General features: G+C 71.9%; 24 protein-coding genes and 1 pseudogene. 15 read left to right on the top strand and 10 right to left on the bottom strand.

What is annotated here, in order from left to right:
* The first annotated feature begins 207 nt into the window (after positions 1-207).
* A complete protein-coding gene (gene aceE, locus ACZ4MF_RS00595) occupies positions 208-2,955 on the top strand; it encodes a pyruvate dehydrogenase (acetyl-transferring), homodimeric type (RefSeq protein WP_467488447.1) in 2,748 nt (915 codons plus the stop codon).
* A gap of 378 nt (positions 2,956-3,333) precedes the next feature.
* On the opposite strand, the gene ACZ4MF_RS00590 is transcribed toward aceE, so the two are convergent.
* Positions 3,334-4,953, bottom strand: a complete 1,620-nt coding sequence (locus ACZ4MF_RS00590) for an MFS transporter (protein ID WP_467488445.1) — start codon at positions 4,951-4,953, stop codon at positions 3,334-3,336.
* A 66-nt stretch (positions 4,954-5,019) separates the two neighbouring features.
* Between ACZ4MF_RS00590 and ACZ4MF_RS00585 the strand changes: the two genes are divergently transcribed.
* The 3 genes from ACZ4MF_RS00585 (at position 5,020) to ACZ4MF_RS00575 (ending at position 7,883) form a co-directional block, all read left to right on the top strand.
* Complete coding sequence (locus tag ACZ4MF_RS00585; protein WP_467488443.1) at positions 5,020-5,664, top strand: TetR family transcriptional regulator; 645 nt, start codon at positions 5,020-5,022, stop codon at positions 5,662-5,664.
* 83 nt (positions 5,665-5,747) lie between these two features.
* A complete protein-coding gene (locus ACZ4MF_RS00580) occupies positions 5,748-6,965 on the top strand; it encodes an alpha/beta hydrolase (RefSeq protein ID WP_467488441.1) in 1,218 nt (405 codons plus the stop codon).
* A gap of 66 nt (positions 6,966-7,031) precedes the next feature.
* Entirely contained in the window at positions 7,032-7,883 is an 852-nt protein-coding gene (locus ACZ4MF_RS00575; protein ID WP_467488437.1) for a DUF4429 domain-containing protein, read from the top strand.
* A 32-nt stretch (positions 7,884-7,915) separates the two neighbouring features.
* Here ACZ4MF_RS00575 and ACZ4MF_RS00570 read toward each other — a convergent pair whose 3' ends face one another.
* Entirely contained in the window at positions 7,916-8,371 is a 456-nt protein-coding gene (locus ACZ4MF_RS00570; RefSeq protein ID WP_467488435.1) for a MerR family transcriptional regulator, read from the bottom strand.
* Between the two features lie 97 nt (positions 8,372-8,468).
* On the opposite strand from ACZ4MF_RS00570, the gene ACZ4MF_RS00565 reads away from it, so the two are divergent.
* Together ACZ4MF_RS00565 and ACZ4MF_RS00560 are read left to right on the top strand one after the other, a co-directional pair.
* Positions 8,469-8,945, top strand: coding sequence for a GNAT family N-acetyltransferase (locus tag ACZ4MF_RS00565; RefSeq protein ID WP_467488433.1), 477 nt, complete (start codon positions 8,469-8,471; stop codon positions 8,943-8,945).
* Positions 8,946-8,976: 31 nt separating this feature from the next.
* Positions 8,977-9,798 carry a serine hydrolase domain-containing protein gene (locus tag ACZ4MF_RS00560; protein WP_356031416.1) on the top strand — a complete coding sequence of 274 codons (822 nt, stop codon included), beginning with the start codon at positions 8,977-8,979 and terminating at the stop codon, positions 9,796-9,798.
* Positions 9,799-9,806: 8 nt separating this feature from the next.
* Here ACZ4MF_RS00560 and ACZ4MF_RS00555 read toward each other — a convergent pair whose 3' ends face one another.
* Positions 9,807-10,460, bottom strand: a complete 654-nt coding sequence (locus tag ACZ4MF_RS00555) for a pirin family protein (protein WP_467489448.1) — start codon at positions 10,458-10,460, stop codon at positions 9,807-9,809.
* Positions 10,461-10,556: 96 nt separating this feature from the next.
* On the opposite strand from ACZ4MF_RS00555, the gene ACZ4MF_RS00550 reads away from it, so the two are divergent.
* From ACZ4MF_RS00550 to fabF, 5 genes are all read left to right on the top strand, one after another.
* Positions 10,557-11,786, top strand: a complete 1,230-nt coding sequence (locus tag ACZ4MF_RS00550; RefSeq protein WP_467488431.1) for a PucR family transcriptional regulator — start codon at positions 10,557-10,559, stop codon at positions 11,784-11,786.
* A gap of 89 nt (positions 11,787-11,875) precedes the next feature.
* Positions 11,876-12,808, top strand: coding sequence for an ACP S-malonyltransferase (locus ACZ4MF_RS00545; protein WP_467488429.1), 933 nt, complete (start codon positions 11,876-11,878; stop codon positions 12,806-12,808).
* A 10-nt stretch (positions 12,809-12,818) separates the two neighbouring features.
* Positions 12,819-13,850: a beta-ketoacyl-ACP synthase 3 gene (locus ACZ4MF_RS00540; protein ID WP_467488427.1), complete on the top strand. Its 1,032-nt coding sequence runs from the start codon at positions 12,819-12,821 to the stop codon at positions 13,848-13,850.
* Positions 13,851-13,929: 79 nt separating this feature from the next.
* Complete coding sequence (locus ACZ4MF_RS00535) at positions 13,930-14,178, top strand: acyl carrier protein (RefSeq protein ID WP_004001566.1); 249 nt, start codon at positions 13,930-13,932, stop codon at positions 14,176-14,178.
* 84 nt (positions 14,179-14,262) lie between these two features.
* Entirely contained in the window at positions 14,263-15,525 is a 1,263-nt protein-coding gene (gene fabF / locus ACZ4MF_RS00530) for a beta-ketoacyl-ACP synthase II (RefSeq protein WP_467488425.1), read from the top strand.
* Between the two features lie 72 nt (positions 15,526-15,597).
* Here fabF and ACZ4MF_RS00525 read toward each other — a convergent pair whose 3' ends face one another.
* Positions 15,598-16,092, bottom strand: a complete 495-nt coding sequence (locus ACZ4MF_RS00525; protein WP_356031276.1) for a DUF3145 domain-containing protein — start codon at positions 16,090-16,092, stop codon at positions 15,598-15,600.
* Positions 16,093-16,371: 279 nt separating this feature from the next.
* On the opposite strand from ACZ4MF_RS00525, the gene ACZ4MF_RS00520 reads away from it, so the two are divergent.
* Together ACZ4MF_RS00520 and ACZ4MF_RS00515 are read left to right on the top strand one after the other, a co-directional pair.
* Positions 16,372-17,253 carry an SGNH/GDSL hydrolase family protein gene (locus ACZ4MF_RS00520; protein ID WP_467488422.1) on the top strand — a complete coding sequence of 294 codons (882 nt, stop codon included), beginning with the start codon at positions 16,372-16,374 and terminating at the stop codon, positions 17,251-17,253.
* A 32-nt stretch (positions 17,254-17,285) separates the two neighbouring features.
* On the top strand, positions 17,286-18,263 hold the full coding sequence (locus ACZ4MF_RS00515) for an aldose epimerase family protein (RefSeq protein WP_467488420.1): 978 nt from the start codon (positions 17,286-17,288) through the stop codon (positions 18,261-18,263).
* Positions 18,264-18,286: 23 nt separating this feature from the next.
* On the opposite strand, the gene ACZ4MF_RS00510 is transcribed toward ACZ4MF_RS00515, so the two are convergent.
* The 4 genes and pseudogenes from ACZ4MF_RS00510 to ACZ4MF_RS00495 all read right to left on the bottom strand — a co-directional run bounded on the left by ACZ4MF_RS00510 (position 18,287) and on the right by ACZ4MF_RS00495 (position 21,380).
* Positions 18,287-19,003, bottom strand: coding sequence for a hypothetical protein (locus ACZ4MF_RS00510; protein ID WP_467488418.1), 717 nt, complete (start codon positions 19,001-19,003; stop codon positions 18,287-18,289).
* A 376-nt stretch (positions 19,004-19,379) separates the two neighbouring features.
* Positions 19,380-20,044, bottom strand: a pseudogene (locus ACZ4MF_RS00505) (glycoside hydrolase family 3 C-terminal domain-containing protein); the annotation flags it as partial.
* A gap of 4 nt (positions 20,045-20,048) precedes the next feature.
* Positions 20,049-20,885 (bottom strand): EI24 domain-containing protein, encoded by an 837-nt coding sequence (locus ACZ4MF_RS00500; protein ID WP_467488416.1) that lies wholly within the window; start codon positions 20,883-20,885, stop codon positions 20,049-20,051.
* A gap of 36 nt (positions 20,886-20,921) precedes the next feature.
* On the bottom strand, positions 20,922-21,380 hold the full coding sequence (locus tag ACZ4MF_RS00495; RefSeq protein WP_356031291.1) for a MarR family winged helix-turn-helix transcriptional regulator: 459 nt from the start codon (positions 21,378-21,380) through the stop codon (positions 20,922-20,924).
* Between the two features lie 119 nt (positions 21,381-21,499).
* On the opposite strand from ACZ4MF_RS00495, the gene ACZ4MF_RS00490 reads away from it, so the two are divergent.
* Both ACZ4MF_RS00490 and ACZ4MF_RS00485 read left to right on the top strand, forming a co-directional pair.
* Positions 21,500-22,534, top strand: coding sequence for an NADP-dependent oxidoreductase (locus tag ACZ4MF_RS00490; protein WP_467488414.1), 1,035 nt, complete (start codon positions 21,500-21,502; stop codon positions 22,532-22,534).
* Positions 22,535-22,642: 108 nt separating this feature from the next.
* Positions 22,643-23,062, top strand: coding sequence for an organic hydroperoxide resistance protein (locus tag ACZ4MF_RS00485; RefSeq protein WP_467488412.1), 420 nt, complete (start codon positions 22,643-22,645; stop codon positions 23,060-23,062).
* Positions 23,063-23,123: 61 nt separating this feature from the next.
* Here the strand turns inward: ACZ4MF_RS00485 and ACZ4MF_RS00480 are convergent, their stop codons facing one another.
* Together ACZ4MF_RS00480 and ACZ4MF_RS00475 are read right to left on the bottom strand one after the other, a co-directional pair.
* Positions 23,124-24,275 (bottom strand): serine hydrolase domain-containing protein, encoded by a 1,152-nt coding sequence (locus ACZ4MF_RS00480; protein WP_467488410.1) that lies wholly within the window; start codon positions 24,273-24,275, stop codon positions 23,124-23,126.
* Between the two features lie 186 nt (positions 24,276-24,461).
* Entirely contained in the window at positions 24,462-25,679 is a 1,218-nt protein-coding gene (locus ACZ4MF_RS00475; RefSeq protein WP_467488407.1) for a hypothetical protein, read from the bottom strand.
* Positions 25,680-25,808 lie beyond the last annotated feature (129 nt).

Genomic DNA, 25,808 nt, shown 5'->3' with positions numbered 1-25,808 from the left:
ACTTCTGGCACCGCACCCCGATCCAGAGTGACCCAAATCACACACATTTGCCTGTTTTACGAAGCCTCCTCCACCAACGGAAATCACTGGCGGAGATGACGTACGCCGCCCCGAGGTAGACGATGGGGAACGGCGCAGGCAGGTGCGGACAAGCAGGAAACCGCAGGAAACAGCAGAAAAACGGCCCTCTGACAGGTAAGGAACAGCGTGCCTTCCGGATCCGATCGCAACCCGATCATCATTGGCGGCCTTCCGAGTCAGGTCCCTGACTTCGATCCCGAAGAGACCCAGGAGTGGCTCGACTCCCTCGACGCCGCCGTGGACGAACGCGGCCGGGAGCGGGCCCGCTATCTCATGCTCCGCCTGATCGAGCGGGCCCGCGAGAAGCGCGTGGCCGTGCCCGAGATGCGCAGCACGGACTACGTCAACACGATCCCGACCAAGAGCGAGCCGTTCTTCCCGGGCAACGAGGAGATCGAGCGCAGGATCCTCAACGCGACCCGCTGGAACGCGGCCGTGATGGTCTCACGCGCCCAGCGCCCCGGCATCGGGGTCGGCGGCCACATCGCCACCTTCGCCTCCTCCGCCTCGCTGTACGACGTCGGCTTCAACCACTTCTTCCGCGGCAAGGACGACGGCAGGGGCGGCGACCAGGTCTTCTTCCAGGGCCACGCCTCCCCCGGCATCTACGCGCGCGCGTACCTGCTCGACCGGCTCACCGAGGACCAGCTCGACGGCTTCCGCCAGGAGAAGTCGAAGTACCCGAACGGCCTGTCCAGCTACCCCCACCCGCGCTCGATGCCGGACTTCTGGGAGTTCCCGACGGTCTCCATGGGCCTCGGCCCGCTCGGGGCGATCTTCCAGGCCCGGATGAACCGCTACATGGAGGCGCGCGGCATCGCCGACACCTCCGGCTCCCATGTGTGGGCGTTCCTCGGCGACGGCGAGATGGACGAGCCGGAGTCGCTCGGCCAGCTGTCCATCGCCGCCCGCGAGGGCCTGGACAACCTGACCTTCGTGGTCAACTGCAACCTCCAGCGCCTCGACGGTCCGGTGCGCGGCAACGGCAAGATCATCCAGGAGCTGGAGTCGATCTTCCGGGGCGCCGGGTGGAACGTGATCAAGCTGATCTGGGACCGCACCTGGGACCCGCTGCTCGCGCAGGACCGGGACGGCATCCTCGTCAACAAGATGAACAACACCCCGGACGGCCAGTTCCAGACGTACGCCACGGAGTCGGGCGCCTACATCCGGGACCACTTCTTCGGCGACGACCACCGGCTGCGCGCCATGGTCGAGAACATGACCGACGACCAGATCCTGCACCTGGGCCGCGGCGGCCACGACCACCGCAAGATCTACGCGGCGTTCACGGCGGCCAAGGAGCACAAGGGCCAGCCGACGGTCATCCTGGCCAAGACGATCAAGGGCTGGACGCTGGGCCCCAACTTCGAGGGACGCAACGCCACGCACCAGATGAAGAAGCTGACGGTCGACGACCTCAAGCGCTTCCGGGACCGCCTGCACCTGCCGATCACGGACCAGCGGCTGGAGTCGGGCCCGCCGCCGTACTACCACCCGGGCAGGGACACCGACGAGATCCAGTACATGCACGACATGCGCAAGCAGTGCGGCGGGTACGTCCCGACGCGCGTCGTGCGCTCGAAGCCGCTGCCGCTGCCGGACGACAAGACGTACGCGACGGTGAAGAAGGGCACGGGCCAGCAGTCCATCGCGACGACGATGGCGTTCGTCCGGCTCCTCAAGGACCTCATGCGGGACAAGGAGATCGGCCGGCGCTTCGTGCTGATCGCGCCGGACGAGTACCGCACGTTCGGCATGGACTCCTTCTTCCCGAGCGCGAAGATCTACAACCCGCTGGGCCAGCAGTACGAGTCGGTGGACCGTGAACTGCTGCTCGCCTACAAGGAGTCGCCGACCGGCCAGATGCTGCACGACGGCATCTCCGAGGCGGGCTGCACGGCGTCGCTGATCGCGGCGGGCTCGGCCTACGCCACGCACGGCGAGCCGCTGATCCCGGTCTACGTCTTCTACTCGATGTTCGGTTTCCAGCGCACCGGCGACCAGTTCTGGCAGATGGCTGACCAGTTGGCGCGCGGTTTCGTACTGGGCGCGACCGCGGGCCGTACGACCCTGACCGGTGAGGGCCTCCAACACGCCGACGGACACTCGCAGTTGCTCGCCTCGACCAACCCGGCGTGCGTGGCCTACGACCCGGCGTACGCGTACGAGATCGCGCACATCGTGCAGGACGGCCTGCGCCGGATGTACGGCGGCGACGCCGAACACCCGCACGGCGAGGACGTCTTCTACTACCTGACCGTCTACAACGAGCCCATCCAGCACCCGGCCGAACCGGCCGACGTGGACGTCGAGGGCATCCTCAAGGGCGTCCACAGGATCGGCCCGGCCACGGCGGGCTCGATCCCGGCGCAGATCATGGCGTCGGGCGTGGCGGTGCCGTGGGCGCTGGAGGCGCAGAGGATCCTCGCCGAGGACTGGAACGTGAAGGCCGACGTCTGGTCGGCCACCTCCTGGAACGAGCTGCGCCGCGAGGCCGTGGCCTGCGAGGAGCACAACCTGCTGCACCCGGAGGAGGAGCAGCGCGTGCCGTACGTGACGCGCAAACTCGGCGGCGCCGAGGGGCCGTTCGTGGCCGTGTCCGACTGGATGCGCTCGGTTCCGGACCAGATCGCGCGGTGGGTGCCGGGCACGTACCAGTCGCTGGGCGCGGACGGCTTCGGCTTCGCCGACACCCGGGGCGCGGCGCGGCGCTTCTTCCACATCGACGCCCAGTCGATCGTGGTGGCGGTCCTGACCGAGCTTGCCCGGGAGGGCAAGGTCGACCGCTCCGCGCTGAAGCAGGCCATCGACCGGTACCAGTTGCTGGATGTCTCCGCGGCACATCCGGGCGCGGCGGGCGGCGACGCGTAGCGCTGCGCTCGGCTTTGGCCGACGGCGACCGGGGAGGGATCGCTTCGCCGTTGCCGGGTACCGGTGGTTCGTGGCTGGTCGCGCAGTTCCCCGGGCCCCTTGGCAGGCTGCAGCCGAGCGCCCTGAAGGGGCGCGGGAACTGCGCGAGTGACCACCACGGACCCGCGCCCGGCAACGGCGAAGTGGCACCACACCGGTTGCCGCCCGGCCCAAGCGCCGCAGGCCGGCGCGCACTGCCCCCTCCGCAGCGCGCGCCGTGGCCCGGCCGTCCTCCCATGCCCTGCGGAGGACTTGACCCACTGTGACCTGCGGCGCGCGCCCGGTGCGAGGGATCTTGAGCGGCGTCACCCTGATAGGTGAACTCCGCCCGGATCGGCGTCAGATGTGACCCACGCCCGCGCCCGCCTCGGCGTTCACGCCCCGCTTGGTGAGCAGCGCGACGAGGATGGCGACCGCCGCCACGCCCGCCGCGACCAGGGAGGCGAGGCTCATGCCGGAGATGAACGTGTGGTGCGCGACCTCGGTGATCTTCGCGGCGACCGGCTCCGGCGTGCCCTTGGGCAGCGGCGCCACACCGACCTGGACCGCCTCGGAGGCCTGGCCCAGCTGGGCCGGGGTCAGCTTCGGCAGCCCCGCCCCCGTCCAGTTGCCCGCCAGGTCGCTGTCGACCTTGGAGGCCATCACGGCGCCGAGCACGGCCGTACCGAGGCTGCCGCCGATCTGCATGGCCGCCTGCTGGAGGCCGCCCGCGACACCGGACAGCTCCATGGGGGCGTTGCCGACGATGACCTCGGTGGCGCCGACCATGACCGGCGCGAGGCCGAAGCCGAGCAGCGCGAACCAGATCGACATGACGCCGCTGCCGGTGTCGGCCTTGAGCGTCGACATGCCGTACATGGCGACGGCGGTCGCGGTCATGCCGCCGGCCAGCGGGATGCGCGGGCCGAGCTTGGTGATCGCGGCACCGGCCAGCGGCGAGCCGACGATCATCATGCCGGTGAGCGGCAGCAGGTGCAGACCGGCCTTGATCGGGGTCAGTCCGTGCACGTTCTGGAGGTAGAACGTCACGAAGAACAGGCCGCCCATGAAGGCGATGGCCATCAGGACCATGAGGACCACGCCGGCCGAGAGCGGGACCGAGCGGAACAGGCCGAGGGGGATCAGCGGCTCCGCGACCCTCGTCTCCCAGACCGAGAAGAGCGCGAAGAGCAGCACCGAGGCGGCGATGAACGCCCAGGTCTTCCCGTCGCCCCAGCCCCACGTCGGGGCCTTGATGAGCGCCCAGACCAGGCAGAACATGGCGCCGGAGAGCAGCCCGATGCCGAGGATGTCGAAGGAGCGCGGGGCGTTCTCGGCGCGGTGGTCGAGCAGGATCAGCAGGCCGAGGACCAGGGCGACGGCACCGACCGGCACGTTGATGAAGAACACGGACTGCCAGCTGACGCGCTCGACGAGGACGCCGCCGAGGATCGGGCCGCCCGCGGTGGACGCGCCGATCACCATGCCCCAGATGCCGATCGCCATGTTGAGCTTCTCGGCCGGGAAGGTGGCCCGCAGCAGGCCGAGCGCGGCCGGCATCAGCAGGGCGCCGAACAGGCCCTGGAAGACGCGGAAGGTGACGACGGCGGCGATGCTGTTCGACAGGCCGATGGCGCCGGAGGCGGCGGCGAAGCCGGTCACGCCTATCAGGAAGGTCTGGCGGTGCCCGAAGCGGTCGCCGAGCTTGCCCGCGGTGATCAGGGAGACCGCGAGGGCGAGGAAGTATCCGTTGGTGATCCACTGGACGTCGGCGAAGCTCGCCTTGAGGTCCTTCTGGATCGCGGGGTTCGCGATGGCCACGATGGTGCCGTCGAGGGCCACCATCATGACCCCGACGGCGACGGTGATGAGGGTGAACCACGGATGGCCGCGCAGCCCCGCGGGAGGGGGCGCCTCGAACGGGGCCGCCGGCGCCCCGTCCCCCGCCCCCGAGGCGTCGATGGTGGTCTGACTAGTCATACGTTCGAGGCTAGTGACAGCTGCTGACAGTTGACAAACGATTTCACATGACAGTAACTGACACGTGTGAAAACTCTGCGCGAACGCAAGAAACAGCGCACCCGGGAGTCGCTGCTGCGAGCCGCCCTCGAACTGTTCACGACCCAGGGGTACGAGCACACCACCGTCGACGAGATCGCCGAGGCCGTCGACGTCTCGCAGCGCACCTTCTTCCGGTACTTCGCCGGCAAGGAGGACGCGGCGTTCGCGGTGCAGGACATGACCGAACAGCACTTCCTGGCGTGCGTGCGGGCGCGCCCCGCGCACGAGTCCCCGATGGAGGCGCTGCGCCAGGCGGTGCTGGAGGGCTGGGACGCGATCCGCGAGACGGTCGAGTCGGCGGTGCCGGTCGAGTTGTACCTGCGCATGTACCGCACGATCGAGTCGACGCCGGCGCTGCTCGCCGCGCACCTGCGCCGCTCGGCCGCGACCGAGGAGGCGGTCGCGCGGCTGCTGGCCGAGCGCGAGGGCGTCGACCCGGACGCCGACCCCCGGCCGAGGCTGGCGGTGGCCGTGTTCGGCGGGGTGATAAGGGTCACCGAGCGGCAGTGGTGCACGGGCGAGGACTTCAGCCTGGAGTCGATCCGTCAACTCACCGCGTCCTACCTGGATCAGGTGGGTCCGGCGCTCACCGGCAACTGGCGTGCGGGCGGGGCTCGTCGACCGGACTGACAGGGCGTTCGATCTTCGACGAAACGTGATACCTGTCACTCGGTTACCGCGAGACCGTCCCGTTCTCCTAGTGTGTCCTCCCAGTGACTTCCTTCGACACCTCCCCGCAACTGAACGTCTGGCGCGCACTGCTGGCGCTGGCCGTGGTGTTCGTGATGCTCGCGACCACCGGCTGGACCGCCCTGCGCAGCCACCGTGAGTCGACGGCCCTTCAGGCCTCGCTCGCCACGTGGGAGCACGGCCGGCTGCACGGCCACCACCTGCCGGACCCCGAGGGCGACCCGGCGCGCCTCACCCGCTTCTTCGCGTCCCTCTCCCCCGCGGACCAGAGCCGCCTCGCCCACCGCTATCCGCTCGCGGTCGGCAACATGAACGGCGCCCCGGTCACCTTGCGCTACCGCGCCAACCGCATCGCGCTGGAGCAGGCCCGCGAGGTCGAGCAGAAGCGCATGCACGACGGCCGGCTCAGCACGGCCGGGCACCAGGACGCGGGCCGTCGTATGCACCGCTACGAGTCCCTGCTCACGCCCGGCCGGCAGATCCTCTCCTTCGACCCCGAGGGCACGGGCCGGATCGCCGAGGTGTTCGGAAACCTGGACCGGGCCCAGCGGATCTCGGTCGTCGTCCCCGGCGTCGACACCGACCTGCTCACCTTCCAGAAGACGAACCGGCCGTACACCGCGCCGGTCGGCATGGCCACGGCGCTGTACGCGCAGGAGCGCAAGGCGAGCCCCGGCACCCGCACGGCCGTGATCGCCTGGGCCGACTACACCGCGCCCGACGGGCTCGGCGTGGACGCGGCCACCGGCCTGCGCGCCGCGGAGGGGGCCCTGCGGCTGAACTCCCTGCTGGAGGCCCTGCCGGGCACGGCGCCGGTGACGACGATCTGCCACAGCTACGGCACGGTGGTCTGCGGGGTCGCCGCGCACGACATGCCCCGCCGGGTGTCCGACATAGCGGTGGCCGCGAGCCCCGGCATGCGGGTCTCCGAGGCCTCTCATCTGCGCACCGGCGCCCGGGTGTGGGCGATGCGGGACGCCACCGACTGGATCCAGGACGTGCCGTACCTGGAGTTGGGCGGGCTCGGGCACGGTGCCGACCCGGTGTCCTCGGCGTTCGGCGCGCGTGTGCTGTCGGCCCGGGACGCCCAGGGCCACGCCGGCTATTTCCAGCCGGGCACGGACAGCCTGAGCAATCTCGCCGACGTCGGCGTCGGCGCGTACGCCGCGGTGACGTGCGCCCGGGACAACGACGCGTGCCGGGCCGGTGCGCCCGGCACGGCTACGGCCGGACGCGCGTAGAAACAGCAGGAAGTGCGGTCTGCGCGGGTGGCGACGGAGGAGCACGTGCCGCATACGATGAGCCGCATGGGTGACGTACTGGCGGGATTTCATGCCGTCTGGGAGTTCGAGTCCGACTCCGTGCTCATCCGTTACGAACGGGGGATTCGAACACCGAAGCTGTTCCAGGCGCTCGGCGAACGGCGCATCCCGCTGTCCGCGGTCGAGGACGTGAGCCTCACCCCGGGCAAGCGCGGCACCGTCGTCCTGCGGCTGCTGCCGCGCGCCGGCGCCGATCCGCTGCTGGAGGCGGCCGACGGGCAGCTCAAGGACGGCTCCGATCCGTACCGGCTGGTGCTGCCGGCCGAGCGGGAGACGCTCGCCGAGTACTACGCGGACGAGCTGAAGGGGCTGCTGACCGGTTCCGGGCCGGTCGACCGCCACATGGTGCCCGCGCCCGAGGCGCCGCTGCACTTCAAGGCGTACGACGCGAAGGCCTCCTTCGACGGGACGGCCGTGCAGTTCCGCTGGTCCTGGACGGGCGCGTCCTCGGCGAAGTGGAAGGCGGGCGACCAGAGCTTTCCGGTCACCGACCTCAGCGGGGTGCAGTGGCGCTCGCCGGAGGTCTTCGAGGGGCATCTGCGGCTGATCAGGCGCTCGGCCGACTCGGCGGCCCCGGCGGTGCAGGCCGACCAGGACCCGGCGGCCGTGGTCTTCGGGCTGGGGTACGGCCCGGTGCACGAGTCGCTGCCGTTCGCCGCGGCGGTCCTGGCGGCCGTGCGCACGAGGGGGCCGGTACCCGCGCTGCCGGCCCCGGCGCGGCGGGACCCCGCCGACATCGCCGAGCGGATCCGGCATCTCGGGGAGCTGCATCAGGCCGGGCTGGTCACCGACGAGGAATTCTCCTCCAAGAAGGCCGAGTTGCTGGCCGAGCTGTAGGGGATCAGACCTCGGGGATCAGCTCTGGGGGATCACTTGCCCGCCGCGTAGAAGCTGATCTTGCGGTCCAGGACGGACAGGGTGTCGTGCAGTTCCGCGATGCGGGTCAGGACGTCCCTGCGGGTCGACTCCAGCAGTTCCTGGCGCTCGGCGTAGGTGCTCTCGCCCTCCCGCACCAGCTCCGCGTACCGCACCATGTCCGCCACCGGCATGCCCGTCAGCCGCAGCTTGGTCACGAAGTCCAGCCAGTCCAGGTCGCGGTTGCTGTAGCGGCGCTGGCCGGTGTGGGAGCGGTCGACGTGCGGCATCAGCCCGATCCGCTCGTACCAGCGCAGGGTGTGCGCGGTCAGCCCGGTGAACGCGACGACCTCGCTGATCGTGTAGCGGTCCTCGCCGTCGGGGCGCGGATGGCGTCTCGGTGGGGCGGAGCAGATGTCTGCGGGGGCCGTGCGTGCGGGGTCCGCCGGCTTGGTCTGCATCACCGTCATGGCCCCACGCTATGGCCTTCGAGTGCACTCCAGGCAAGCGGAACCCGGTAAGAAATACCAGGGACGCACAGCGGGGCGGTTGGCTAGCGTGCGCCGCATGAGTCTTGTACGCCGGGCCCTGCCCGAGGACGCCGTGGAAGTGCTGCGGCTGCGCCAGGTCATGCTGGACGCGCTGCCGATCGCGGGACCTGACGGATCGACCGACTGGCACACGGCGTCCCTGCCGACGCTGCGCGCGCGACTGGCCGAGGAGGACGGGGACTTCGCGGCCTTCGTCGTGGACCACCCCGACCGGCCGGGGGCGCTGGCCGCGCTGGTGGCCGGGACGCTGGAGTACCGCATCGGGAAGGCCGGCAACCCGCACGGTCGCGTCGGGTACGTCTTCAGCGTGGCGACCGATCCGGACGCCCGGCGGCGCGGATACGCGCGCGCGTGCATGGAGGAGCTGCTGGCCTGGTTCCGCGCGCGGGGCGCCGGGCACGTGCTGCTCAACGCCTCCCCGCAGGCCGAGCCGCTGTACGCCTCCCTCGGCTTCACGCGTGACCCGGACCCGTCGATGCGGCTGCGCCTGTGAGCCGCATAGGCTCGCCCCCATGTCGTTCCCCATGTCGCTGAAGAGCCTCGCGTCGATCGAGAACTGGCCCGTGCCCACCGCCGCGGCGGGTGTCGTACGGGCCGACGGGACCGTCCTCGGGACGCACGGACCCGTCGAGCACCGCTTTCCGCTCGCCTCGGTCACCAAGCCGCTGGCGGCCTACGCGGCGCTCGTGGCGTACGAGGAGGGCGCGATCGAGCTGGACGAGCCGGCCGGTCCGCCCGGTGCGACCGTGCGGCACCTGCTCGCGCACACCTCCGGACTGGCCTTCGACGAGCACCGGGTGACGGCGCCGGCCGGGGAGCGGCGGCTGTACTCCAACGCCGGTTTCGAGCAGCTCGGCGACCACATCGCCAAGGCGACGGACATTCCGTTCGCCGAGTATCTGCGGCAGGCGGTGCTGGAGCCGCTGGGGATGACGTCGACGTCGCTGGCGGGCTCGCCCGCCAAGGACGGGGTGTCCACGGTCGCGGACCTGCTGCGGTTCGCGGCGGAGGTGCAGGCGCCCCGGCTGCTGGATCCGCGGACGGTGGCGCAGGCGATGACGGTGCAGTACCCGGGGACGAAGGGCGTCCTGCCGGGCTACGGCCACCAGAACCCGAACGACTGGGGGCTGGGCTTCGAGATCCGCGACGCCAAGTCACCGCACTGGACGGGAAGTTCGTCGTCCCCGCGGACCTTCGGTCACTTCGGCCAGGCGGGTACGTTCCTGTGGATCGACCCGGATGCGGGGGTGGCGGCGGTCGCCCTCGCGGACCGCGCGTTCGGGCCCTGGGCGATCGAGGCGTGGCCGGTGTTCACGGACGCGGTGCTGGCGGAACTGCGCGGCTGAGCCGGGCCTCACCCCGCCATTTCCCACACCAGCAGCTCCGCCTCCGTCGTCCCCACCGCCGCCAGGCCCTGCGCGCCGGTGATCCGGGCCGAGTCGCCCGCCGCCAGCTCCTCTTCCGCCAGCCGGACCGTGCCCCGGATCACATGGACGTAGACGTACGCACCGTCCGGGACCGCCGTCCGCTCCCCCGGGGCCAGGCGGCGGACGTGGAGCATGGCGCCGGCCGCCGGGAGGGCGTAGGGCGTGGAGTCGGCGATGCCGGGGACGATGGTGTACGAGGGGTCGCCGCCCGGCTCCCTCGGCGCCAGCCACATCTGGAGGAAGACCAGCGGGGCCGCGCCGTCGTTGCGTTCCACGTGGCGGACGCCCGCCGCGGCGCCGAGGTGCTGCACGTCGCCGGGGCGGACCGTCGTCTCGTGGCCCGCGGAGTCGCGGTGGGTCAGCTCGCCCTCGATCACCCAGGTGACGATCTCGGTGTGGCTGTGCGGGTGTTCGTCGAAGCCGGCGCCGGGCGCGAGGTGCTCCTCGTTGCAGGCGATCACGGCGCCGAAGCGCAGGTTGGCGGGGTCGTAGTGCGGGCCGAAGGAGAAGGCGTGCCAGGTGTCTGTCCCGGCCTGCGGGTCCCCTCCGCGATAGCGCTCAGCGGCGCGCCGTACCTCCATCACGGGCACCACGGTAGCCCCGCCGCGTCTCCGGCCTCTCACCTGCCTCCTACCCTGCGGCGCACGGGGTCGTCCGGATAAGGCAGTCTTGTCCCCGTGCCCGAACCCGAATCCCGCAGCAGCGATCCCCACGCGGATTCCCGCGCCGATCACCGCGCACCCGCCGTCCACCCGCACTCCGCGACGCTGAAGCGGCTGGAGAAGTCCTCCGGATCGCTCGCCGCGCAGGCCATCGCGCGGATGGACGAGACGCTGCCGTGGTACCGGGCGATGCCACCGGAGAACCGTTCCTGGATCGGGCTCGTGGCCCAGGCGGGGATCGCCGCCTTCACCGAGTGGTTCCGGTACCCGGACGCCCCGCAGGCGATCTCCACCGACGTCTTCGGGACCGCGCCGCGGGAGCTGACCCGGGCCATCACGCTGCGCCAGACCGTGGAGATGGTGCGGACCACGATCGAGGTCATGGAGAGCGCCATCGACGAGGTGGCCGCTCCCGGCGACGAGCGGGTGCTGCGCGAGGCACTGCTCGTGTACGCCCGCGAGATCGCCTTCGCCACCGCCCAGGTGTACGCCCAGGCCGCCGAGGCACGCGGTGCCTGGGACGCGCGGCTGGAGTCGCTGGTCGTGAACGCCGTGCTCAGCGGGGAGGCCGACGAGGGGGCCGTCAGCCGGGCGGCCGCGCTCGGCTGGAACTCGCCCGAGCATGTGTGCCTCGTCCTCGGGACCGCGCCCGACGGGGACAGCGAGCTGACCGTGGAGGCCATCCGGCGGGCCGCCCGGCACGCCAAGCTCCAGGTGCTCACCGGGGTGCTCGGGGACCGGCTCGTCGTCATCGCGGGCGGCAGCGACAATCCGCTCGCCGTCGCCAAGTCGCTGATCGGCCCGTTCGCCGCCGGACCGGTCGTCGCCGGGCCCGTCGTACCGGATCTGCTGGCCGCCACCCGGTCCGCGCAGGCCGCCGCCGCCGGGCTGAAGGCGTGTTCCGCCTGGCAGGACGCGCCGCGGCCGGTACTGGCGGACGATCTCCTGCCGGAGCGGGCCATCGCGGGCGATCCGAGCGCCCGCGAGCAGCTGGTGGAGGAGATCTACAGACCGTTGGAGGAAGCGGGCTCCGCGCTCCTGGAGACCCTGAGTGTCTACCTGGAGCAGGCGAGCAGTCTGGAGGGCGCGGCCCGGATGCTCTTCGTTCACCCGAACACCGTGCGCTACCGGCTCCGACGTGTGACTGACGTCACCGGCTGGTCACCCTCGGATGTACGATCCGCCTTCACGCTGCGGATCGCGCTCATCCTGGGGCGTCTGGTCGACGGCGAACCTCAGACATAGGGTTTTGTCGGGGGCCCACAAAACGCCCCCGTGTTCTTCGTCCCTGTCCCCACGGGCGGCCCCGGCCGTCCCCAAGAGAGAGTGTGAGAGTGCTCGTACTCGTCGCTCCCGGCCAGGGCGCCCAGACGCCCGGCTTCCTGACCCCCTGGCTCGAACTGCCCGGCGCCAAGGACCGCGTCGCCGCCTGGTCGGACGCCATCGACCTGGACCTGGTCCACTACGGCACCGGGGCCGACGCCGACGCCATCCGTGACACGGCCGTGGCCCAGCCGCTGCTGGTCGCCGCCGGCCTGCTGTCCGCCGCGGCACTCGGTGACATCTCCGAGGTCGCGCCGGGTGCGGTCGCGGGCCACAGCGTCGGTGAGATCACCGCGGCCGCCTTCGCCGGGGTCCTGGACGACACCGACGCGCTGCGTCTGGTCCGCCGGCGGGGTCTGGCGATGGCCGACGCCGCCGCGATCACCGAGACCGGCATGTCGGCGCTGCTCGGCGGCGACCCCGAGGTGACCGTCCCGCACCTGGAGAAGCTGGGGCTGACCCCGGCGAACATCAACGGCGCGGGCCAGATCGTCGCGGCGGGAACGCTGGAGCAGCTGGCCGCGCTGGCCGAGGACAAGCCCGAGGGCGTCCGCAAGGTCGTCGCGCTGAAGGTCGCCGGCGCCTTCCACACCCGTCACATGGCCCCGGCCGTCGAGACGCTGGAGAAGGCCATCGCGGAGCTGACGCCGGCCGACCCGAAGGTCGCCTACGTCTCCAACAAGGACGGCAGGACGGTCGGCAACGGCGCCGAGGTCCTGGAGCGGCTGGCCGGCCAGGTCGCCAACCCCGTGCGCTGGGACCAGTGCATGGAGACCTTCAAGGAGCTGGGCGTCACCGCGCTGCTCGAGGTGTGCCCGGGCGGCACGCTGACCGGCCTGGCCAAGCGCGCCCTGCCCGGTGTGAAGACGCTCGCCCTGAAGACCCCCGACGACCTCGAAGCGGCCCGCGCGCTCATCGCTGAGCACGCCGGCGCCGGCGCCTAAGGAGCCGTAGATGGCGAAGATCAAGCCCAGCCAGGGCGCCCCCTATGCGCGCATCCTCGGTGTCGGCGGCTACCGCCCGACCCGGGTGGTGCCCAACGAGGTGATCCTGGAGAAGATCGACTCGTCCGACGAGTGGATCCGCTCGCGCTCCGGCATCCAGACCCGGCACTGGGCCGGTCCCGAGGAGACCGTGGCCGCGATGTCCGTCGAGGCCGCCGGCAAGGCGATCGCGGACGCCGGCATCTCCGCCGAGCAGATCGGCGCCGTGGTCGTCTCGACCGTCTCGCACTTCAAGCAGACCCCGGCCATCGCCACCGAGATCGCGGACACGCTGGGCACGAACAAGGCCGCCGCCTTCGACATCTCGGCCGGCTGCGCGGGCTTCGGCTACGGCCTCACGCTCGCCAAGGGCATGGTGGTGGAGGGTTCCGCCGAGTACGTGCTCGTCATCGGCGTGGAGCGGCTCAGCGACCTGACCGACCTGGAGGACCGGGCCACGGCCTTCCTGTTCGGCGACGGCGCCGGCGCGGTCGTCGTCGGCCCCTCGAAGGAGCCGGCCATCGGCCCGACGGTGTGGGGTTCCGAGGGCGACAAGTCGGAGACCATCAAGCAGACCGTGGCCTGGGACCGCTTCCGGATCGGCGACGTCTCCGAGCTGCCGCTGGACAGCGAGGGCAACGTCAAGTTCCCCGCGATCACGCAGGAGGGCCAGGCGGTGTTCCGCTGGGCCGTGTTCGAGATGGCGAAGGTCGCCCAGCAGGCGCTGGACGCGGCCGGGATCACCCCGGACGACCTGGACGTCTTCATCCCGCACCAGGCCAACGTGCGGATCATCGACTCGATGGTGAAGACCCTCAAACTGCCGGAGCACGTCACGGTCGCCCGTGACATCCGCACCACCGGCAACACCTCGGCCGCCTCGATTCCGCTCGCGATGGAGCGGCTCCTGGCGACCGGGGAGGCGAAGAGCGGCGACACCGCGCTCGTCATCGGATTCGGGGCGGGTCTCGTCTACGCCGCCACGGTCGTTACCCTCCCCTAGGCACTCCGTGCCGGATCACCTGGTCCGGCAGGGGGACAACTGCCACAAACCGTCTGAACATCGAAGAAGGAGCGCCAACATGGCCGCCACTCAGGAAGAGATCGTCGCCGGTCTCGCCGACATCGTGAACGAGATCGCCGGCATCCCGGTTGAGGACGTCCAGCTGGACAAGTCCTTCACCGACGACCTGGACGTCGACTCGCTGTCCATGGTCGAGGTCGTCGTCGCCGCCGAGGAGCGCTTCGACGTCAAGATCCCCGACGAGGACGTCAAGAACCTCAAGACCGTCGGCGACGCGACCGACTACATCCTCAAGCACCAGGGCTGAGCCACCCCTCAGCCTCCCCGCTAGGCCCCGCCACCCGGCGGTGTTTCGCCGTAGAATCCCCATCCGCTTGGAGAAAGAATTCCCGTGAGCCCGACCAATCGCACCGTGGTCGTCACCGGTATCGGCGCAACCACACCGCTGGGTGGCACCGCGGCGTCGTTCTGGGACGCCCTCGTCGCCGGCACGTCCGGCGTCAGCCTGCTGGAGCAGGAGTGGGCGGCCGAGCTGCCGGTCAAGATCGCCGCGCAGATCGCCGTCGAGCCGGGCGAGATCATCCCCCGGCCGCAGGCCCGCAAGCTGGACCGGTCCGCGCAGTTCGCGCTGGTCGCGGCTCAGGAGGCCTGGAAGGACGCCGGTTTCACCGCCAGGGCCGGTGAGGACGCGTCCGTGAACCCCGACCGTCTGGGCGCGGTCATCGCCTCCGGCATCGGCGGCGTGACGACGCTCCTGGACCAGTACGACATCCTCAAGGAGAAGGGCGTACGCCGCGTCTCCCCGCACACCGTGCCGATGCTGATGCCCAACTCCCCGGCGGCCAACGTCGGTATCGAGCTGGGTGCCCGCGCCGGTGTGCACACCCCGGTCTCGGCCTGCGCCTCGGGCGCGGAGGCCATCGGGTACGCGATCGAGATGATCCGCACCGGGCGTGCGGACGTGGTCGTGGCCGGTGGTACCGAGGCCGCCATCCACCCGCTGCCCATCGCCGCGTTCGGCAACATGATGGCGATGAGCAAGAACAACGACGACCCGCAGGGCGCCTCGCGTCCCTACGACGCCGACCGCAGCGGCTTCGTGCTCGGCGAGGGCGCCGGCGCGATCGTCCTGGAGTCCGAGGAGCACGCGAAGGCCCGCGGCGCCCGGATCTACGTCGAGGCGGTCGGCCAGGGCATCTCCGCCGACGCCCACCACATCACGCAGCCCGAGCCGTCCGGCGACGGCATCGCGCACGCGCTGCAGAACCTGATGGACAACACCGACCTGAAGCCGGCCGAGATCGTGCACGTGAACGCGCACGCCACCTCGACGCCGCAGGGCGACGTGGCCGAGATCAAGGCGCTGCGCAAGGTGTTCGGCGACGACGTCGACCACATGGCGATCTCCGCGACCAAGTCGATGACCGGTCACCTGCTCGGTGGCGCGGGCGGCATCGAGACCGTCGCGTCGATCCTGGCGCTCGTGAACCGCACGGCACCGCCGACGATCAACCTCGACAACGTCGACCCCGAGGTCAACGCGGACATCGTCCGCGGCGAGGCCCGCCCGCTGCCCGAGGGCCGGATCGCCGCGCTGAACGACTCGTTCGGCTTCGGCGGCCACAACGTGGTGCTGGCCTTCAGGACCGTCTGAGACACCTGCGCGAAGGGCCCCTGCCGACCGGCAGGGGCCCTTTCCCGTCCCCGTGCGGGCGACGGCGACCGCTCACACCACCTGGTGCAGCCAGCGCACCGGCGCGCCCTCGCCCGCGTACCGGAACGGCTCCAGCTCGTCGTCCCACGGTTTGCCCAGCAGCTTGGACACTTCGGCCTCCAGGTCGGTCTCGCCGCGCTGGCTGCGCTGGAGGGCGGCGCGCAGCCGGTCCTCGGGGATGAGGATGTCGCCGTGGATGCCGGTGACGGCGTGGAAGATGCCGAGGTCGGGGGTGCAGCTGTAGCGCTCGCCCTCGGCGGTGGGGCAGGGCTCGGCGGTGACCTCGAAGCGGAGCAGGTGCCAGCCGCGCAGGGCCGAGGCGAGCTTGGACGCCGTACCGGCCTCGCCCTGCCAGGAGAACTCCGAGCGCCAGGTGCCGGGGGCCGCGGGCTGCCGGATCCAGTCGAGGTTGACGCGCGTGCCGAGTACCCCGGCGACGGCCCACTCGACATGCGGGCACAGCGCGCGCGGCGCGGAGTGCACGTACAGAACTCCACGTGTCGTCACCGGAACCTCCGGACAGAGCGGGACATCTTGCGGACTGGCGGGCGGCAGTGGGGCGACGGCCGCGTTGATGGCGAGGCTACCCTGCGGCGGCGCAAGGAGTGTGACGTACCGTCGGTCCCGGTGCCAGGAAACCCCCGCCATTCACCCAGGGGGACGCTTGTACGGGGGTGCGCCGTTCCAGGGCGCCCGACCCGGGAACCCTCGCACGTTGTGAGGGGAGGAAGCACCTACGACGACCGGAGTGGCACCGGGCGCCGACGACGAGGGGATCAGCAGGGGATGGGCAAGCCGAGCAGCCGTACGCGAGCCGCTCTCGCCGTCGTGGCGGTGGCCGCGCTGGGAGTCGCCGGTTGCGACGCCGGCGGCGGCACACCCGCGCCGGACGCCACCAAGGCGCGCGCCGCGAGGTCCGCCCCGCTGTGGAACCGCAGCCCGGACTCGATCGCCGCGGTCGGCGACTCCATCACCCGCGGCTTCGACGCGTGCACGGTGCTGTCGGACTGCCCCGAGGTGTCCTGGGCGACGGGCAGCGACGCGCAGGTGGACAGCCTGGCGGTGCGCCTGCTCGGTGCGACGGGCGCGGCCCGGAACAGCTGGAACTACGCGGTGACCGGCGCCCGGATGGCGGACCTGCCCGAGCAGATGACCCAGGCGGCGGCGCACAGCCCCGGGTTGGTCACGGTGATGGCGGGCGCGAACGACGCCTGCCGCGACTCGACGTCGGCGATGACCCCGGTGGCCGACTTCCGCGCGGACTTCGAGGAGGCTCTGCGCACGCTGCGCAAGGAGGCGCCGAAGACACAGGTGTACGTGGCGAGTGTGCCGAACCTGAAGCGGCTGTGGGCCGAGGGCCGGACCAATCCGCTGGGCAGGCAGGTGTGGAAGCTCGGCATCTGCCCGTCGATGCTGTCCGACGCGGACGACCTGACCGGCTCGGCCGGCCGGCGCCGGGACCAGGTGCAGCAGCGGGTGGTGGAGTACAACAAGGTGCTGAAGGACGTCTGCGCCCAGGACCGCCGCTGCCGCTTCGACGGGGGCGCGGTGTACGCCTACGACTTCGGCACCGACCAGCTCAGCCACTGGGACTGGTTCCACCCCAGCAAGGACGGCCAGGCCCGGCTGGCCGAGATCGCCTACCGCACGGTGACGGCGGAACTGTGACGGCGAAGCGGCCCTGACCTAGGGTTTCCCACATGAGCGAACTTTTCGGCACACTTTCCGACGGCACGGATGTCCACCGCTGGACCCTGGAGCGCGCCGGAACACGCGTCGAGATCCTGACGTACGGCGGCATCGTGCGCGCGCTGGAGGTGCCGGACCGCGAGGGCCTGCGGGCGAACGTGGTCCTCGGCTTCTCCTCCCTGGACGGCTATCTCGCCCACCCGGAGCCGTACTTCGGCGCCCTGGTCGGCCGGTACGCCAACCGGATCGCGAACGCCCGCTTCCCGCTGGACGGCGCGGTCCACGCCCTGGAGCCGAACGACGGACGCAACTGCCTGCACGGCGGCGCCCGCGGCTTCGACAAGCGGGTGTGGGACGCCGAGCCGGTCGAGCACGGCCTGCGGCTGAGCCGGGTCAGCCCGCACGGCGAGGAGGGTTTCCCGGGCCGGCTGGCGGTGTCGGTCACGTACACGCTGGACGCGTCCGGCGCCCTGCGCCTCGCCTACGAGGCGACGACGGACGCGCCGACGGTCCTCAACCTCACGAGCCACGGCTACGTCAACCTGGCCGGCCGGGACGCCGGCCACGCGGGCGGCCACGAACTGCGCATCGCCGCCTCCCGCTTCACCCCGGTCGACGCGGACCTGATCCCGACGGGTGTCCTCGCGGACGTGACCGGCACCCGTTTCGACTTCCGCGAGGCCCGCGAGAGCGGCTCGGGCTACGACCACAACTTCGTGCTGGACAAGGGCCTGACCGCGACCGCGGAGGAGGCCGCCGAACTGCACGACCCGGCCTCCGGCCGCACCCTGACCCTCTCCACGACCGAACCGGGCCTCCAGCTCTACACCGCCGACCACCTGCCCGAGCCGTTCGCCCCGGGCTCCGGCATCGCCCTGGAGACCCAGCACTTCCCGGACTCCCCGAACCGCCCGGAGTTCCCGAGCACGGTGCTGCGGCCGGGCGAGGTGTTCAGGTCGGAGACGGTGTACGCCTTCTCGGTCCGCTAGGACGGGCCCTGGACGCGGCCGGGTCAGACCGGTTCGCCCCGCATCCGCTTCGCCGCCTTGCCCAACAGGGACATGGCGCCGCCGCAGATGAGCAGGGCCACCGCGCCGCCCGCGATCTGCGGGACGTCGTGGCCCTTGATGCCCTCGACCGTCACGGTCGTGGCCAGCGCGAAGAGGATCGAGTACAGGCTCCGGCCGACCCTGGCGCCGGCCGGGATCACCTGGAGCAGCTGCGGGATGGTGCTCGCGGCCGCCAGCGCCATCCCGGAGGGCAGCGCGGCGGCGGTCACCAGCGCGCCGAAGCCGAAGGAGTTGCCGTACGCGCCCCAGCCGACGCCCTTGTAGAGCAGGTAGCCGCTCGCGGCCAGGGACAGCAGCGCCAGCACGCCGTTGAGATAGGCGGCCTGGGTCGCGGCCTTGCGGGCACCGGGCAGGTGCGCGGCCGGGGAGCGCCAGGCGTCCGCCGTGATGAGCCGCAGCTGCCGCTTGAGGGCCCGCATCTGCAGCAGCGAGTAGACGCCGAAGCCCAGCAGGCCCAGTCCGACGAGCGCGGCGACGAATCCGAGGGGCTGCCGTGTGATGCCGTAGTGGACGCCGCCGAAGGTGAGCGGAAGGCCGAGGACCATGCCGTAGGCCATCGGCTTGGACTTCGCCTGGATCTTCTGCGTCAGCTCGCGCTGGGCGGGCGTCAGGCCGGGATCCAGCCGCATGCGCCCCTCACCGACCTCCTGGCCGTGCACCGGGGCATGTTGCTGCGGCGGATACGGCTGCTGCGGCGGGTACGGCTGCTGCGGCGGATACGGCTGCTGCGGAGCGTAGGGCTGCTGTGGAGCATAGGGCTGCTGGTACTGCGGCTGCTGGTACGGGGGGTACGGGTACTGCGGTTGCCGGCCGTACGGCCCGGCGGGCGGTTGCCGGCCGTACGGACCTGCCGGCGGTTGCTGCCCATAGGGCCCCGGTTGCTGCTGGCCTGGATACACGTCGTCTCTCCCCCGTACCCGGTGTGTCCGGTGTCTCTCGCGGGCCGGGAGTCTGCCACACCCGCCCGGACGCCACGAGCCCCGGTCCAGGGGTCAGGTCCCGGACCGGGGCTGCATGTGGGGGACTTGTCCCGGATCAGACGTTAATCGGCGCGGCGAGCCGGTGGTCCGCGATCGAGCGTCCGGCGGTGATCTCGTACGAACCCTTCACAAACACCCACGCGTTCGCCTTCTCGTCCCAGACCTCGAAGGCGCGGCGCGGGAGGGTGACCGTCACCTCGGCGCTCTCGCCGGGTCCGGCCGGGACGGAGGCGAAGCCGGCGAGCCAGCGGGCCGGGCGCTCGGGGTCGGGCTCGGCCGGGGCGACGTAGACCTGGACGACCTCGCGGCCGGGCCGTTCGCCGGTGTTGCGCAGCCGGACGCGCGCCGTGACGGTGCCGTCGGCCCGCGGGGCGGCCGCGAGGGACTCGTAGGTCCAGTCGGTGTAGCCGAGGCCGTGCCCGAAGGGGTACGCCGGGATGCGGCCGGCCCGCTCCCAGGCGCGGTGCCCATGAACACGCCCTCGGTGTACGGCAGTTGGCCGTCGGCCGCGACGACCCGGGTGACCGGGGCGTCGGCGAGGGAGCCCCAGGTGGTGGGGAGCCGACCGCCGGGCTCGTGGGCGCCGGTGAGGACGTCGGCGAGGGCCGCGCCGCCCTCCTGGCCGGGGAACCAGGTCAGCAGGACGGCGGCCGCGTCCTCGCGCCAGGGCAGTTCCACCGGGGAGCCGGAATTGACGACCACCACGGTGTTCGGGTTGGCGACCCTAGGGGGTGACGCCCTGTGGGTGCGGGCGCCCGTCGGGCGCGGGGCCTTCGGTGCCCGCCCCGCCCGCCCCGCCCGCCCCGCCTTCCTCGGTCTCCTCCCCCAGCAGGTCCCGGGCCAGCAGCGTCGCACCCACCACCGCGCCCGGCATCAGGAACACCGCGGCGAACGGGACCAGGAAGGCCAGGCCGAGCGGGGTGCCGAAGCCCCAGACCAGGGTCTTGCGGGAGCGGAGCAGGGCGAGCCGGGCGCGCAGTTCCACGCCCCGGCGCTGGAGGGCCACGGCGGCCAGTTCCTCGGTGAGGAAGAAGCCGGTGACGAAGAAGCCGAGCACGGGGACCACGGTCTGGCCGACGAACGGCAGGAGGCCCAGCGCGAAGAGCAGGACGCCCCAGAGCCCGGCCCGCACCAGCACGCGCAGGCTGTCGCGGCCCGAGATCCACAACTCGCGCCAGAGCGGGAGGTCCGAGCGCGGGGCGGTGCCGTCGGGCGAGACGTCCGCGTCGGCCTTCTCCGACAGGCTCTCGTAGAAGGGCTGGCCGACCAGCAGGGTCACGGCCGTGAAGGTGAGCACGGCCAGCAGCAGGCCGAGGGCGAAGAGGACGGCGGTGAGGAAGCCGCGGAACAGGCCTTGCCAGGGGCTGGGCCAGTGGTCCGCGAACGGCGTCGCCCAGGTGACGGCGTCCTCGCCCCACACGGCGAGCGCGGCCAGCGCCGCCGCGTACAGGACCAGGGTGATCAGCCCGGGCAGCAGCCCGAAGCGGTACTGCCTGCCGTGCCGGCCGACCCAGCGCTGGCCCCGCAGCAGATGGCCGAATCCCACCCCGAGATCACGCATGGCCGAGACCTTACCCGCGGGATCACGCCCCGGGCATCAGTCGTCCAGCATCCGCCGCAGCAGGTCGCGCAGCGAGCGGCGCTCGTCGTCGGAGAGGCCGGCGAGGGGTTCGCGGGCGAAGCGCAGGCCCTCGCGCAGGTCCTTGGCCATGCGCAGGCCCTCGTCGGTGGCGGCGGCCAGCTTGACCCGGCGGTCGGCGGGGTCGGGGCGCCGCTCGACCAGTCCCCGGGACTCCAGGCGGTCCACGATCCCGGTCACGTTGGACGGCTCGCACTTCAGCTTCTGCGCGAGTTTGCGCATCGGCAGCGGCTCCAGCGAGAGCAGGCTGAGCAGCCGGGCCTGCGGGCCGGTCAGCGTGTGCTCGCCCGCCGCCTTCTCGTAGTCCGCGTAGAAGCGGGCCACGACGTCGCCGATCAGCTCGACGACCTCCAGGGTCAGGGCGTCGGGGCGGCGGGTCCTCAAGGGACTGGACGGGGCGGACGACGGAGTGGACATGCGCTCCAGGATACTCCGTTACTTGACATCATGAAATATTCAGGAGCATGGTTGTTTCAGGTACTGAAGTATTTGCAGCAATCAGCACCCCCCGTCAGCAGCACGAAGAAAGGCCCGTCATGATCAACCGCGAGTGGCACCTGCTCAGCCGTCCCGTCGGCTGGCCGAAGCCCGAGGACTTCGCCCTGGTCGAGACCGAGGTCCCGACCCCCCGCGAGGGCCAGGTGCTGGTGCGGAACAAGTACCTCTCCGTGGACCCGTACATGCGCGGCCGGATGAGTGCCGCGAAGTCGTACGCCGCCCCGTTCGAGCTGGGCAAGGTCATGCAGGGCGGCGCGGTCGGCGAGGTGATCGAGTCCAACGCCGAGGGCATCGAGGTCGGCGACCACATCCTGCACTTCTTCGGCTGGCGCGAGTACGCGGCCGTGGACGCGAAGAACGCCGTCAAGGTGGGCCCGGCGGTCATCCCGGCCGTCGAGGTCGACGACCAGGCCCACGAGGTGCCGCTGTCGGCGTACCTCGGCGTGCTCGGCATGACCGGCCTGACCGCCTACGCCGGTCTGCTGCGCACCGCCTCCTTCAAGGAGGGCGACATCGTCTTCGTCTCCGGCGCCGCGGGTGCCGTGGGCAGCGAGGTCGGCCAGCTCGCCAAGCTGCTCGGCGCCTCCCGGGTCATCGGCTCGGCCGGCTCGGACGAGAAGGTGAAGCTGCTGGTCGAGGAGTACGGCTTCGACGCGGCGTTCAACTACAAGAACGGCCCGGTCGCCGAGCAGCTGCGCGAGGCCGCGCCCGACGGCATCGACGTCTACTTCGACAACGTCGGCGGCGAGCACCTGGAAGCAGCGATCGGCTCGCTCCGCGAGGGCGGCCGGATCGCCGTCTGCGGCATGATCTCGGTCTACAACAACACCGAGCCCGCCCCCGGCCCGAGGAACCTCGCCCGGCTGATCCAGACCCGGGGCCGCATCGAGGGCTTCCTGGTCGGCGACCACTACGACCTGCAGCCCGAGTTCGTCCAGAAGGTCGCGCCGTGGGTCGCCTCGGGCGAGCTGAAGTACCGCGAGACGGTCGCCGAGGGCATCGAGAACAACCTGGAGGCGTTCCTCGGGGTCCTGCGCGGCGACAACATCGGAAAGATGATCGTCAAGCTCTGAGGCCCCGGCCGCCCTTCCCTGCCGATTTCGACATGCGGTAACTTCTTTCCGAAATCTGCCGTCGATCGTGGGCGCGAGTCGCGGCGGACCGAGGAGGAGGACACCCGCATGCCCATCACGCAGAACGACGTCCTGTACACCGCCGTCGCCACCGCCGAGAACGGCCGCGACGGCCGGGTCGCGACCGACGACGGCAAGCTCGACGTCGTCGTGAACCCGCCCGAGGAGATGGGCGGCAGCGGGACCGGGACCAACCCGGAGCAGTTGTTCGCCGCCGGTTACAGCGCCTGCTTCCAGGGCGCGCTGGCCGTGGTCGCCCGACAGGAGGGCGCCGACGTCTCCGGCTCGACGGTCACCGCGAAGGTCGGCATCGGCAAGAACGACGACGGGTTCGGGATCATCGTGGAGATCTCCGCGAACATCCCGAACGTGTCCGCCGAGGCGGCCCGGGGCCTGGTAGAGAAGGCGCACCAGGTGTGCCCGTACTCGAAGGCGACCCGGGGCGACGTCACCGTGACGCTGGCCTGACCACCGTCGTTCTCACGAGGGCAGCCGCATCCCTGGACGTGGGGTGCGGCTGCCGTGTCTCTCAGCGGGCCAGTGCCGCGCCGTGCACCGCTCTCACGAAGCCCTCGTTCTCCGGGGCCGCGCCGCCCGGGAAGACCGTCCTGCGCCGCGTGTAGCCATACGCCAGGCCACTGCGGGGGTCGGCGAAGGCCTGGGAGCCGCCCGCGCCGCTGTGGCCGAAGGTGCCCGCGCCCAGGACCGGGTGCCACATGTCGGCCGTCGCCTGGAAACCGAGGCCGTACGCCTTGTGGGCGCGGGCCACCAGGTCGTACCCGACGGAGTGGATCTGGCCCACCTCGGCGACCGTGTCCGGCTTCAGCAGCGGCGGGCGGTCCGCCAGCTCGCTGATCGCCGCCGCGTACATCGTCGCGAGCCCGCGCGCGGAGGCGACCCCGCCCGCCGACGCCGGCCCCTTGGCCCGTACGAGACGGGAGTTGACGTAGTCCTCCAGCGTCCCCGGCCGCGGCACATGCCGGTTGAACGCGATGGCGGCCAGGGTGTGCGGCCCGGCCGGCTGGGCCGCCATGAGCGCCTGCTGCTCCGGCGTCGGGAGCATCGGCTGCGCGGTGCGGTAGCGGGGTTCCTCGGACTCGGGCAGGCCCAGGTGGAAGTCCGCGCCGTAGGGGGCGCGCACCCGCTCCTCGTACACCTCCTGGAGCGTGCGCCCCGTGGCCCGGCGCACCACCTCGCCGGTGAGCGCGCCGATCACCAGCGCGTGGTAACCGAAGGCCGTGCCCGGGCGCCAGAACGGCTTCTGGTCGGCGAGCCGTTCGGCCATCGCCCGGTCGTCCGCCATCTCCTCGGCCGAGAACCCGGCGTCGATCCCGACCAGGCCCGCCCGGTGCGCCAGCAGCTCCCGCAGGGTCACCGAGGCCTTGCCCTCGGCGGCGAACTCCGGCCAGTAGTAGGTCACTTTGCGGTCCAGCTCCAGCGTGCCGTCCTGCACCAGGAGCGCCGCCACCAGGTGTGCCGCACCCTTGGTGGACGAGTACACGCCGTACAGGGAGTCCGCCTCGCCGCCCGCCCACAGGTCGACGACCCGCCTGCCGTGCACGTACGCGCACAACTGGCCCTCGTAGTCGCGCCGTTCCCCGGCGACGAACGCGGCGAACTCCTCGCGCACCGCCTCGAAGCCCTCGGCGACCGTGCCGTGGACGGTGATCTCCTGACTCATCCGCTCTCCTCACCCTGAGCCGCTCTCGCCGCTCCCCCTCGCACAACGCCCGTTCCCGTTCGGGACGTTCCCCAGACCGTTACGGCGGGATGTACCTGTTCGACTCAACCGCCGCGGGGGCCGGTGAGTGTCTGCGATGCCCCGGACGGCGGAGGGCGGGGGTGGTGCGCGGATGCGGGCCAGGGGTCAGGTGCACCACCACAGGAACTGCTTGCAGGTGCTGCTCGGCGACGGCTTGGGGGTCGGCCTGGACGTCGTCGGGACGCCGGTCGGGGCGGCGGTGGGGTGGGCCGTGGGCGCCGGGGCCGTGGGGGTCGGACCGGGACCCGTCGCCCCGGCCGGTTCCGTGCTGCCGGTGTCCTTCGGTTTCGGCGACGTCGAGGCCCTGCCCTTGGGGTGCTTGCTCGCGGACGCGTCGGCCGAGGCGCGCGGCGCGGCGCCCGCGCCCGGGGCGGCGCCGGAGGTGTCGCTCGCCGAGGCACCCGGCGTCGCGGAGTCGGCACCGCCGTTCGCCGCGGTGTTCCCGGACGCGGCCGGGCTGCCGCCGGAGAACGGCGCGAAGGGCGCGTCCGTGCCCAGTTCGGCGATGCTGAGTCCGCCGGCCGCGATGACGAACCCCGCGGCGATCAGGACCGTACGGCGACGCCGGCGGCGGTGGACGGCGGCCTTGCGGTCGCGCCGGCTGGAGTCGGCACCGGCGGGGCCCACTGTCGCGGCGCCCCGCCCCTTGCGCCGGGCGGCCCGGCCGCCGGCCGGGGACCCGGCGGGCCCGGACGCGGAGTCCTCCTCGGCGTCGGGCTCCGGCGCGCCCGCGCCGTGCGGCTCGGGCTGCGGTGCCGACTCCGGATCCGGCCCGGCCGTCCGCTCCACTCCCGCGGCCCCGAACTCCGGAGCGTCGCCGGGCGCGTACTCCTGCGGCGCACCCGCACCGCGCGGCCCGGACCCCGCCGCCGACTCCGAACCCGCCCCAGACGCCCGCTCCGCCCCGGCGGCCGGATGTTCCCGGGCGTCGCCGAACGCGTACCCCTGTGCCCCGCCCTGCACGTACTCCTGCGGCGCACCCGCACCGCGCGGCCCGGACCCCTGCTCCGCCCCGGCGGCCCCGGACTCCCGGGCGTCGCCGAACGCGTACCCCTGTGCCCCGCCCTGCACGTACTCCTGCGGCGCGCCGTGCCCCTGCGCCGGGATCCGTGCGCCGTACTCCGCGCCCGGGGCGCCGTACGCACCCGGCGGGTAGCCGCTTCCGGCCGGAACGTGACCACCGCCGTGTCCCGATGTCTCCCCCGCGCGCGCGTACGCGTAGGTGGCCGTCGCTTCCGCGGGTGCGGCATGCGCCGGTGCTCCGCACCCGGGGCAGGCCAGGGCGCCGTTGAGGTGCCGTTGGCACGGGATGCAGTAGTCCATGACGCCGGAAGACTAGATTCCCCGTCGGTCACGTTCCTAGGGGTGTCTGTGAAGGTTTCGTGGATCAGCCAAAGAATTCTCGAAAGCCTTGCCGAAACCGTTACCTGTTCGACCCATTGACACTCCTGC

Source organism: Streptomyces sp. NPDC025793 (assembly GCF_055558375.1).
This window is presented reverse-complemented; position numbering and strand designations above follow the sequence as displayed.